Genomic DNA, 12,227 nt, shown 5'->3' with positions numbered 1-12,227 from the left:
ACCGATAAAATAGACATTAGATTAAAGATGTTAGACATTAGTATAGTAAAAATGGTTACAACAAACTGTTTTTAAACTCTAAGTTCTAATATCGGACATCTAATCTCTTTATAAAGACCTTTAGGGTGGTTTTAGCGGTGGGGCTCACCTGTTCCCATTCCGAACACAGAAGTTAAGCCCACCAGCACCGATGGTACTACGAAAGTGGGAGAGTAGGTCGCCGCCAGTTTTTATTTTTGAAAAGCCTCTAGCAGTATTGCTAGAGGCTTTTTTTGTTGGGGGTGTTTGTGGGTGTTCAGGAAGGAGGCGTGTTGTCTTATAAGACGCCACATCGGTGTAGCCTAAGACAACGGAGTGTTGTAGGGTAAAGCAACACATCGGCGTAGGATTATAAAACGCCTTGCACCGTTTTGATTAAAACGGTGCGAGAGATAGGATTACTTCTCGCAGTGTTTTCTGAAAGTTTAAAAGAGTTGGAACTAAGTGATTGAAATTTGTATTATGAATGCCGTTGCGTGAGGGCGAAGGGCATTGTTGGAGCTCATCTTATAAAGGTGTAAGGGATAGGTGTGGGCTTTGTAAGATAGCGACTGTCCGTAGACCGACCCTAGAAGAGGCTTTAGAATTGGAAAGGGACACGCCAAAAAACCATATAAAAAAACTCACTCCACAGAATAATGGAGCGAGTTGTAATTGTTAGCGGATTATGTAATCTTACTGAAATTTAATGTTCATTCCGAACATAAAATTAGTACCCGCTTGTGGGAAGAAGTAGGCATCTGGTGCCCAAACATAACCATTGTTAGCGTATTTCCTATTAAATAAGTTATTTACAAGTAAGCTAAAATCTATATTGGTTCTGTTGAGTTTTAAGTTATATTTTACATTTACATCAGCTAGGTAATAATCAGATAAACTATAATTTATGTTTTGTGTATTATCTAGGTATTGTTTCCCTATATATTGTTGAGTAAGTCCTACTAAAAACTGTGGACTAAGTTGGTAATTCAAACCGATATTTCCTATAATATTTGGAGAGAATGAAATATCTGTGTCTTTTAAAACTACTTTTTCTCCTTTTTCGTTTTGTGAGTCTAGTTCTTTAATTTTATTTCTACTTATAGTTGCATTAGCGGTTAAGTGGAGCTGTTCTGTAATTCGAGTGGAAGTGCCTATTTCTAAACCTAAACGATAGCTATCTTTTACATTCTGTGGAATAAATGCACCTACATCATTGATGAGCCCCGAAAGTACCAACTGGTTTTTATAAAGCATATAGTAGGCATTGGTGGTGAGGGAAAAACTACCCCATTGCTTCTCAATACCAAATTCCCAGTCATTGAGGCGTTCTGATACGGTTTGAGGATTATTTACAAGTGCCGCTCTGTTAGGCTCTCTATTGGCAACGGCATAGGAAAGAAATACTTTTCCTTTCGGAATACGATAGTTGATTCCTGCTTTTGGATTGAAGAACAACCAGTTTTTATTAAAGTTTAATCCTTCTTCTTCCCCTGTGAGGATTTTGGTATCATACTCAATATTTCTTAGTTGTAAATCTCCAAATATCTCCCACTGATTGAGTTTTAAAATGGCTTTAGCAAATCCTGAAACTTCGTTTTTCAAGGAACGATTGCGGTAATATTCGTGTTCGTGTATATTGGTAAATTGTATGCCTGTAACATTACCAAAGTGCCAACCGTAGTATTGATTTCCTACCAACCCGAAGTTTAAGTCTAGGTTATCTAATGAACCGTAAAGATTAGATACAATACCATAAAAATCGTTATCTAGCCATTTTTTTCTGATGAAATCGGTTCGGCTGATTTCATTGCCGTTGATGGAAATGTTAGGAAGGTTATACCTAGAGAATTTATTGTCTTGTCTATAATTTTCGTAATAGCCTGCTCCTTTAGTGTAGTGGAGTGTGGTTTCTAAATTCCAATTAGAATTAAGTTTCTGTTGCCAAAGTAATTGGTAGTGGTTTTGTTGGTAGTTGTCGGTTTCATTATCATAGTATCCTATTATTTGACTCCAATCTTTATTATATATGGCTCCAGAGGGATTATACTTTCGGTTTTCTTGCATCGTCTTCGCATTGATGCCATTCCATGCATGATAAGTTTGTTCTTTTCCACCAAACATCTTAAGCCTTAATCTAGTTTTTCCTTCTTCAAAAAGAGCTGTGAAATTATAAGAACTTAAGTCTGAAAATGCTCGGTCTATGTAACCGTCCGAATGTATCGTGGTATATCTCCCCATAACGGAAAGCCTGTTATTCCAAAATTTGCCAGAGCCTATTTCTGCTGAATATTTGTAGGTGTTAAATGAACCATAGCTGTTGTCTGAACGAAGATAAAAATGCTCTTCTGGCTCTCTTGAAATGATATTAACACTAGCTCCAAATGCCGCCGCACCGTTAGAAGAAGTACCTACACCTCTTTGTATCACAATTTGTGAGGCAGAGCTGGTAAGGTCTGGAACATTAACGAAAAAAGTTCCTTGAGATTCAGAATCGTTGTATGGGACGCCGTTCATCATCACATTTACAGAAGTGCCTGCCGTACCTCTAATTCTAAAACCTGTATAGCCTACACCATTACCTGCATCGGAGGTGGAAACTACGGACATTTGATTCTTTAATAAAATAGGTAAATCTTGTCCCAAGTTTTTAGCACCTAATTCTTTTTCTACATTGATGATGTCTTTGGAAATAGGAAGCCTTTTGGTAAAAGTTACTTCTGCCACTTCTGTGGTCTTTGTGGAGTCTTTTGGGGTTTGCTGTGCCCCAACTATGGAACTTGCGAAAAGTCCATAAAAAACAAATCCTTTCATTCTTAATTAAATTTTTTAGTTTAAAATTTAGTTGGAATAAAAGGGGTTATATAATTATACAGTACTCCCAAATAGTGGGAGAAATTTCCCTAAACAGCATTACCTGTTCTAGGTTCATTGGGTATAATCTCAGCCTATTACAGCACCCCTTTATTTTCGGTTGCGAATATAAGCAAAAAAATATAAACTATTAGATACATAATAAAAATCCTCTTAGTGGTATGCTAAGAGGATGATTGTATGTGGTTTATAATTCTTTCCTTAACCTTGCAACAGGGATATTTAGCTGGTCTCTGTATTTGGCTATGGTTCTTCTAGCAATGTTGTAGCCTTTGTCTTTAAGAATTTTAACCAAGGCATCATCAGTATAAGGTTTTCTTTTGTTCTCGTTATCTACCACTTCTTGTAAGAAAGTTTTAATTTCCTTGGTAGAAACTTCCTCGCCATCTTCGTTGGTTAAGCTGTCAGAGAACAAATCTTTAAGTAATACAATACCGTTTGGCGTATCTGCATATTTACTCTTGACTACTCTAGAAATGGTAGAAATGTCAAATCCTGTAATGTCTGCAACATCTTTTAAAATCATTGGCTTTAAGGATTTGTCATCACCCGTTAAGAAATACTCGTGTTGTAGTTTTACAATAGCAGAAATGGTTTGCATTAAAGTATTTTGCCTTTGGTTGATGGCATCTATGTACCACTTAGCTGCATCTAATTTTTGTTTGATGAATAGAGCCGCTTGTTTATGGTCTTTAGACTCTTTATCGTGGGAGTAAGTATCTAGAATATTGCGATACTCATTAGAAACCCTTAGTTGTGGTGCATTTTTGCTATTGAGTAGAGGCGTTACCTTATTATCTTTAACCTGAATGGTAAAATCAGGGATAATCTCTTGGTTGATGGTAATAGTTTGCGTATCAAAGTTACCACCCAAACGAGGTGAAAGATTACTTATTTCGTCTAAGGCTTCTTTTAATTCTTCCTCTGAACAGTCTAGCCTTTGCATTATTTTTTTGTAATGCTTATTAGTGAGTGCTTCAAATTGAGTTTTAAGAATTTCCTCTGCGAGTTCTGTGTTTTTGTTAGGTGCGGTTTGCAGTTTAGAACGGATTTGTAATAGCAAACATTCCTGTAAATCTCTAGCACCTACCCCTGGAGGATCAAGTTTTTGTACTCTGTTAAGGAGAATTTCTTCCACTCTTTCTTCCGTGGTGTAGATTCCTTGAGAGAAGGCTAAATCATCTACAATAGCTTTAAGCTCTCTACGAATATATCCATCATTATCTAAGTTCCCAATAAGATATTCGGCGATTGCCAACTCTTCTCCAGAGATATGTCTTAGCCTGATTTGTTCTATCAGATAGTCATAGATGGTTTGTCCTTCGGTGAGTACACTTTGTTGGTCAAACTCTTCATCATCAGGAGAGTAGTTGCTAGACGCTGTTTTGTAAGACGGTTCATCGTCAAACAAGTATTCATTTACATCAAAATCTGTTTCTATGCTATCAGAATCCTCATCGTTTAGTTTGTCTAACTCTGAGAATTCCTCACCATAATCGGCTTCTTCTTCTACCTTTTCCAAGGCAGGGTTTTCCTCTAGCTCTCTTTCTAACTCTTCTTCAAAATCAAGAGTGTGCAGCTGTATCAGTTTCATCAGCTGTATTTGTTGAGGCGCGAGTTTCTGCCCTAGTTTGAGTTGTAAATTTTGCTTTAGCATGATTAAAATTCAGCGTTTTTAGGTGTTCTAGGGAATGGGATTACATCACGAATGTTCGTCATTCCAGTTACAAATAGCACCAATCTTTCTAGTCCTAAACCAAACCCAGCGTGAGGTACAGAACCGAATTTTCTAGTATCTAGGTACCACCATAATTCGTGTTCATCTACATTCATATCCGCCATTTTTTGCTTTAGAACTTCTAGACGCTCTTCTCTCTGTGAACCCCCAATGATTTCTCCAATACCAGGGAAAAGCACGTCCATTGCCGCCACTGTTTTTTGGTCTTCGTTAAGACGCATATAAAAGGCTTTGATTTCTTTAGGATAATCAAATAAGACCACAGGACATTCAAAATGTTTCTCTACGAGATAACGCTCGTGCTCCGACTGGAGGTCTGCTCCCCATTTTTCCACAGGGAACTGGAACTTCCCTTTCTTATTTTCTTTAGAATTGAGTAGTATTTCTATCGCTTCTGTATAGCTTACACGCTTAAAGCGTTTTTTCACTACATTTTCTAATTTTTCTATTAGACCTTCTTTCGCTCTATCCTTTTCAGGTTTTTGTTTTTGCTCTTCAGCAAAGCGTTTGTCTAGCAGTTCTAAATCATCTTTGCAATGGTCTAGTACATACTGGATAACATATTTTAAGAAAGATTCTGCTAAATCTATATTGTCTTCTAAATTATTGAAAGCCACTTCAGGCTCTACCATCCAGAATTCGGCTAAGTGTCTTGTGGTGTTAGAGTTTTCTGCACGGAATGTAGGTCCAAAAGTATAGACTCTACCAAGCCCCATTGCTGCGGTTTCGGCTTCTAGCTGTCCAGATACCGTGAGGTTCGTTTTCTTACCAAAGAAATCTTGTGTATAATCTACCTCTCCGTCTTCGTTTTTAGGGATATTGTTAAGGTCAAAGTTGCTCACTCCAAACATTTCTCCAGCACCTTCGGCATCAGCCCCCGTAATGATAGGCGTATTGATGTAGAAAAACTGGTTTTGGTTAAAGAACTGGTGAATGGCAAAACTCACGGCACTTCTCACACGGAACACCGCACCAAACAGATTAGTTCTGAAACGAAGGTGTGCCTGTTCTCTTAGCTTTTCTAGAGTGTGTCTTTTAGGCTGAAGTATGGTAGATTGTAACTCTTCGGATAGGTTTTCTCCTAGCAATTCTATTTTTTTAGCAATAATCTCTACCGACTGCCCAGCCCCTTGGCTTTCCACCACTTCGCCTGTTACTTTAAGCGATGAAGCGGTGTGGATATTTTTGATAATTTCATCATCAAACTTCTCAAAATCTACTACGATTTGGAGGTTGTTAAGTGTAGAACCGTCGTTAAGTGCAATAAACCTGTTTGAACGGAATGCTCTTACCCAACCTTCTATGGTGATGTCGTGATGAAGAATCGTTTTATAGTTTGATAAAATATCTTTTATAGTCTGTTTTTCCATTGTATAATATGCTGTTTAGGTGCAAAGATAAAAAAAAGGTTTCATTCTAGGAGAGTTTAGAATTTACAAATCTCCATTTAGAAAATTAGGGTAATGCTTTCATAACAAAAAGCCTTCCCTTGTCTTGTGGGGAAGGCTTTGGTGTCGTTTTTAACGGAGTTTATTACAACTCTACTTTGAATCTTTCAAATGCTGCTTTATCTAGCATCTCTCTATCATCAGGGTGAGCAATTTCTATAAGCGCTTTAGCTCTTTCTCTAAGGCTCTTTCCGTAAAGGTACGCCGTACCATATTCTGTAATCACATAGTGGATATGCCCTCTTGTAGTTACCACACCAGCCCCTGGTTTTAGTAGAGGAACAATTCTCGGAACCCCTTTTTTAGTACGAGAAGAAATGGCAATGATAGGTTTACCACCCTCACTTAGAGCAGCTCCTCTCATAAAGTCCATCTGTCCACCAATACCGCTGAATTGGTAAGTCCCGATGGAGTCGGCACAAACTTGTCCTGTTAAATCTACCTCTATGGCAGAGTTAATCGCCGTCATTTTTTGGTTCTTCATAATTTCGATAGGGTGGTTCACCTTTAATACATCTAGGAACGCAATAGACGGGTTGTCATTGATGAAGTCATACAATCTTTTAGTACCGAAACAGAAACTTGTAATGGTGCGGTTTTCGTGAGCTCCTTTGTATTTGTTATTGATGACATCATTCTTAATTAAATCTATTACCCCATCACTCAACATTTCTGTATGTATCCCTAAATCTTTATGGTTGGTAAGGCACTGTAATACCGCATCTGGTATAGTACCTATCCCCATTTGTAGGGTAGATCTGTCGTCTATAAGTTCGGCAACATTCTTTCCTATTTGGCGTTCTACATCGGTTACTTTAGAGCCATAGTCTATGGTTAAAAGCTCCTCTTCGTGCCAAATCATTTTGTCTATCCTTTGTACATGTATCATACCATCTCCGTGGGTTCTTGGCATTTTAGGGTTTACCACTGCAATAATGCTCTTGGCACTATCTACAGCACTTCTAGCCACATCTATAGAAGTTCCTAAAGTACAGTAGCCGTGCACATCAGGAGGCGATACCGTAACGATAGCCACATCTAGCGGAAGCACCTTATTTTTGAACAACAACGGAATTTCACTCAAGAACACAGGAACGAAATCTCCTCTCCCGCAATTTACCGCTTCTCTTACTGGCGTAGATACGAATAAAGACTTAATGTAGAAGCTGTCTTTGTACTGTGGTTTTGCAATCTCCATATTCCCTTGTTGGGTGATGGAAACCACCTCTACATTTCTAAGCCTATCGGCTTGTCTTGCCATTTCATCTATAAGAACATTGGGGGTGCAGGCACTACCATGCAAAAATACACGGTCGCCACTTTTAACGATAGATATAGCCTCTTCGGCTGATACATAATGATGCATTGTATATTATATTTTTAGTTTAAACTTTAGTTATTTTCATCTTCTAGCCAACTGGTTTTGTAGCTGGTGTCTTCTACTTTAATGGCTTCCTCTGTAATCTTAAGCGGACGGAATGGGTCCACCATTACAGCGTACTCTTCGGTGGATTTTTTACCGATGCTTCGCTCCATAGCTCCAGGGTGAGGCCCATGTACAATACCACCTGGGTGTAGGGTGAAATCCATTAAATCAATATGGTTTCTACTCATAAAGTCGCCTTCGGTGTAGAAGAGTACCTCATCGCTATCGATGTTAGAGTGGTTGTAAGGAGCAGGTATGGCGTCTGGGTGGTAGTCGTAAAGCCTTGCCACAAAAGAGCAAACCACAAAGTTATGCCCTTCAAAGTTCTGATGTACTGGTGGCGGTTGGTGGATACGCCCTGTGATAGGTTCAAAGTTTTTGATGTTGAACTTATACGGATAAAAATAGCCGTCCCAACCTACCACATCAAATGGGTGTGTGGCATAGATAAAATCGGTGATGTGATTTTCCTTCTTTACTTTAATAAGGAAGTCTCCCTTCTCATCTATAGGTGGTACAAAAGTAGGGGCTATGATGTCTCTCTCGCAGAACGGCGAATGCTCTAGCAACTGCCCAAACTCATTGCGGTAGCGTTTAGGCGTATAGATAGGAGAGTGGCTTTCTAAAAAGAAGAGTACCGTGTCTTCTGTTTCAAAAGAGATTTGGTAAATCGTCCCTCTAGGGATAATAAGATAGTCGCCTACGGAAAAATCTAAATTCCCCACAAAGGTTTTAAGAACCCCTTTACCTTGATGCACAAACAACAGCTCATCGCACTCTGCATTTTTGTAGAAATAGTCCATAGACTGCTGGGGCTTGGCAAGTCCCATTTTAAGGTCGTTATTAAGGAGTAATACCTTTCTACTGTCTAGGAAATCTTTTTCGGGAGTTACATTCATACCCTTAAACATTCTAGGGGCAATGTTTTTCTCTACCGCTATTTTGGGCGATACATCTTTAGGAGCTCCTATAGATTTAATTTGAGTGGGTCTGTGGATATGGTATAATAAAGAAGCAATCCCATGAAACCCTTCTGTACCAAAAAGCTGTTCGTAATAGAACTGCCCTTCCTTAGATTTAAAAACGGTGTGTCTTTTTTGTGGAATGTCTCCTAGCTTGATGTATCTCATTTCTACTATTTTCAGAATTTACTCCAAAAATACGCAAAATTAGTGAAACCAAATGTGTTTTTAGGTGGTAAAATCAGAAGATAATACTTAAGCTAAGACCAAAAACTTTTGTAAAAACTTGCACACTTCTGCAAAAGGTTATAAGTTTGCCTTAGTTTTATGACACGCAATATCAGTAACATACAAACAAGTGTAAAAAAGTATCCCAATTATTTGGTAGTTCCAAATAATTGTGTAAACACACACACACACACACACACACACAGGTAGTTTCGTGGGTATGCGTCCGACTATTTAGCAAATTCTTTAGACTTTTATCGTTAAACCAAAATACCGTTCCGCCAACTTTCGTTGGGGGCATTTCGTGTTTATACCATTCTAAATTTAGCTTTCATCAATACTTACTAAAAGCACCATTGTTTTGTCTCATAACATGGTCGTTCTTGTTGGGTGCTTTTAGTGTTCAGGGGGAGCGTTCTGCTCTTTCTGTTTTAGCCTTCCTCCTCGTTTTGTGTGTGTTGAGAGGGGGGAGGCGTTTTTTTAGGTTAGAGGTGAGATTTCAGAGGTTAGAACTTAGTACAGCCTCATCAACCCTTAAACCGAACCTCCAACCTCTAATATCCAATATCTAACCTCTATAATCTTAAACAATTAAATATCAACAATTCTAAAATTAAATGTTATGAAAACAAAAACAACCAAACTAAGTGTATGTGCCTTTTTAGGTCTAGGTTTAATGGCTTATGGGCAGTATGATGGTAAAGTAGGCATCAATGAATCTCAGCCCCAAGCCACTTTGGAAATAAAACCGAATACCGCTAACAGCCTAAGCACAGCTTCCACTGTAGAAGGGGTGCTAATTCCTAGGGTCAGTCGTTTGAGGGCTGCCAACATGGGGTCGGGTGTAGCAGAATCTACTTTGCTTTACATTAGCTCTGTGGCAGACGGTACTGCTTCGGGAACCACGGCTAATGTAGATGCTACGGGTTTTTACTTCTTTAAAGGAGGCGTTTGGGTAAAGTTGGGAGCAGGAGCCAGTAGTACTACAGGAGGAACGACACTACAATCTATTACAGGAGGAATTAGAGTGGTAGACCAAGCCAACTCTACAGAATGGGCTGTGCCTGGTACATTTTGTTTGGTGCAAACTACAACGGCTACTATTAACCTTCCTAATCCTTCGGGCTACACCAATAAAATTATAGCGGTGAATAATCAAGCGGGAACAGGTTTAAATTACTCAGGAACAAACTCTCCAGCAAATAATTCTACTATAGATGCAGGTAAGGGGCATATACTAATGTCTGATGGGACTAACTGGTATGTTATAGGAGGAAGCTACTAATACTAAATCATAAAGTCATGAAAAAAATATTTACTTTAATAGGGTTATGGGGAGTTGTTTTTACTTCCGCTCAAGTTAATTTACAATCTGTTCCAAATGCTTCGATATCACAAGAAAATCCTTTCTTAGATGCATCAAGTTATACCACTTTACTTTCTAATAGCTTAGGTAAAGGATTATACTTTCCTACTACTAACCTAACTACTTGGGTATTCAAAACCACTTCTATCAATCCAGGGAAATTTAGAAACTACTTTGATGGTATGGTGGTATATAACTCGGGGACAGGTCTTACAGTATCCGATACTAGCAAGGGAGGAAAGCAAGTAAGTGTAAGCCCAGGGTTTTACTATTTTAAAAACCCTAACCAAACCTTTCCTACAGGCAGTGTTGCCAATGGGGAATGGGTAAGATTGAGTAGTGACGGAGGGGTATCTACTAATCTCTACACCGCAGATGGTACTCTAGCAGGTAATAGAACGGTAACTCTAGGAGCTAATAACCTAGTATTTAAGGGAGCAGGGAATATAGGGGTTGGTACTGATGCCCCAACCACTAAGCTAGATGTAGCTGGAGGGGTAAGAATAGCAGACGGTACCCAAGGTGCAGGAAAAGTTTTAACAAGTGATGCCGAAGGTAAGGCTACTTGGACAAGCACTGCTCTAAAAGCCCCTAACTATGCTACTCCTGATGCTTGGTGGAATGCTAATGGAGTGCCTTACGAACTTGACCCTACATACGATATAAGCTATGGTCCCTATACTGTCCCTAAGACTGGTTGGTATACTGTGGTTTCTAGATGGTTTTATGTGCAAAATAACGATCCCAATAATGAAGGAAATGTAGATAATGGTTCTGCAACAGCGTGGATACAAATTTCCGATAATAACTTGGGGTTAGATGTAGGTAATATTTATTATGAAAGTAGGAGTCTTGTAAATGTCAATAGTATATCAACTAACGTGGGCTCTAATATATTCGTTTACTTAAAATCTGGGATAAACTATTATATAAAACAAAGAACACTATATACAAGAAGGGTTTATACAGGCGAACGAAACTTTCGTTTATATTTTGTGCAATAATTATCATATAAATATCTAACATTAAAATTTTACACTTATGAATACACTAAAAGCATGGTTGCGTCCCAACCTACTCACCAAAGATGACCCTAATGATTTTGTAGCCGTTCCCCTTCTAGGTGGTAGCCTCGGTATTACAGAAATTGTAGAAGCCCTTAAAAAAGAGGGTATGGAGATACAAACCGAAACGGCGGTAGATATTATCACTCGTTTTAACCGCAAAGCCTCGGAGTTGGTACTCAATGGGTATAGCGTAAATACAGGACTGGTGTATATGCGTCCTGCGATTAAGGGCGTGTTTTACGACAAAACTTGGGATAAAGAAAAGCACTCCGTTTATGTAAATGTGAACCAAGGCACCGACCTAAGAAAAGCCGCTAATGATACCAAAGTGGAAATCCTAGGCGAACAATCCAGCCCAATGAGCGTATTCAGCATCACCGACAAAGCTACTGGCAAAGCAGACGGCACACTTACCAAAGGCAAAAACGCGGAAATCAAAGGTACTTACATTAAAATAGACGGCGACAACCCTAAAAACGGTATCGTCTTTAAAAACCTAGACAACCAAAATGAGGTTAAGTTGGCTAAAGATAGTATCGTAATCAACGAGCCATCAAGGGTGCTTATTCTTGTACCTTCAGATTTAGAAGCAGGGAACTATGAACTCAGCATTACCACGCAAAGCAGTAAAGGTACTACCTTACTGAAAGAACCCCGCACCGAAACACTAAGCACGCCTATTACTATTGTGTAGTGTGTTTTTGGCACTTCTAAATAACGACCGCCCTTCCTTAGTAATAAGGAAGGGCGGTTGCTTTATAAGAGGAAGCTCCTTCACTGCCTAAGGCGAAGCCTCTTCTCTCGGTAAGGCGAAGAGCCTTCCCTCGTACGAGGGAAGCGACTTCGTCTGTATTAAGGAAGTGAGGAATTTTCTGTAATAGAATAAATAATATAGCAAAAATCCCTGCTCTGCAGGGATTTTTTTTATGCCCTTAGGTGTTGTGAATACTCTTCAGAATGAGAGCAGTCCCAACTAGGCGAGAATGTTTATAAGGAACAAGGTAGTTGTGAATACCCTTCAAATGTTACGCATTCACGAACTCCGCTGAAAATACAACAAAGCTCGTGAGCTAAAATGAGAGCAGTCCCAACTAGGCGAG

The 12,227-nt window shown here is 39.0% G+C and carries 8 protein-coding genes and 1 rRNA gene; 4 read left to right on the top strand and 5 right to left on the bottom strand.

Annotated features, from left to right (window positions below; all coding sequences use genetic code 11):
* The first annotated feature begins 121 nt into the window (after positions 1-121).
* Positions 122-229 (top strand): 5S ribosomal RNA (gene rrf / locus GXW81_RS05225).
* Between the two features lie 485 nt (positions 230-714).
* Here rrf and GXW81_RS05220 read toward each other — a convergent pair.
* From GXW81_RS05220 to GXW81_RS05200, 5 genes are all read right to left on the bottom strand, one after another.
* Positions 715-2,832 carry a TonB-dependent receptor gene (locus GXW81_RS05220; RefSeq protein WP_161531482.1) on the bottom strand — a complete coding sequence of 706 codons (2,118 nt, stop codon included), beginning with the start codon at positions 2,830-2,832 and terminating at the stop codon, positions 715-717.
* A gap of 247 nt (positions 2,833-3,079) precedes the next feature.
* The gene (gene rpoN / locus GXW81_RS05215) at positions 3,080-4,549 is read right to left on the bottom strand and encodes an RNA polymerase factor sigma-54 (RefSeq protein WP_161531481.1); all 1,470 of its coding nucleotides are present in this window, start codon (positions 4,547-4,549) and stop codon (positions 3,080-3,082) included.
* Positions 4,550-4,551: 2 nt separating this feature from the next.
* Positions 4,552-6,000: an asparagine--tRNA ligase gene (asnS, locus tag GXW81_RS05210; protein ID WP_107046373.1), complete on the bottom strand. Its 1,449-nt coding sequence runs from the start codon at positions 5,998-6,000 to the stop codon at positions 4,552-4,554.
* 163 nt (positions 6,001-6,163) lie between these two features.
* Positions 6,164-7,444, bottom strand: a complete 1,281-nt coding sequence (locus tag GXW81_RS05205) for an acetyl-CoA hydrolase/transferase family protein (RefSeq protein ID WP_064971140.1) — start codon at positions 7,442-7,444, stop codon at positions 6,164-6,166.
* A 26-nt stretch (positions 7,445-7,470) separates the two neighbouring features.
* Positions 7,471-8,634, bottom strand: a complete 1,164-nt coding sequence (locus GXW81_RS05200) for a homogentisate 1,2-dioxygenase (protein WP_161531480.1) — start codon at positions 8,632-8,634, stop codon at positions 7,471-7,473.
* A 682-nt stretch (positions 8,635-9,316) separates the two neighbouring features.
* On the opposite strand from GXW81_RS05200, the gene GXW81_RS05195 reads away from it, so the two are divergent.
* The 3 genes from GXW81_RS05195 to GXW81_RS05185 are packed head-to-tail and all read left to right on the top strand — an operon-like array spanning position 9,317 to position 11,821.
* Complete coding sequence (locus GXW81_RS05195) at positions 9,317-9,979, top strand: hypothetical protein (RefSeq protein WP_161531479.1); 663 nt, start codon at positions 9,317-9,319, stop codon at positions 9,977-9,979.
* 17 nt (positions 9,980-9,996) lie between these two features.
* Complete coding sequence (locus GXW81_RS10505; protein WP_260393550.1) at positions 9,997-11,064, top strand: hypothetical protein; 1,068 nt, start codon at positions 9,997-9,999, stop codon at positions 11,062-11,064.
* Between the two features lie 37 nt (positions 11,065-11,101).
* A complete protein-coding gene (locus GXW81_RS05185; protein ID WP_161531478.1) occupies positions 11,102-11,821 on the top strand; it encodes a DNA-binding domain-containing protein in 720 nt (239 codons plus the stop codon).
* The last annotated feature ends 406 nt before the right edge of the window (positions 11,822-12,227 follow it).

Origin of the sequence: Riemerella anatipestifer, from assembly GCF_009932355.1 — a bacterium.
Taxonomy (GTDB): domain Bacteria; phylum Bacteroidota; class Bacteroidia; order Flavobacteriales; family Weeksellaceae; genus Riemerella; species Riemerella anatipestifer_E.
The sequence above is the reverse complement of the archived record's forward strand: the minus strand, read 5'-3'. Positions and strand labels throughout refer to the sequence as shown.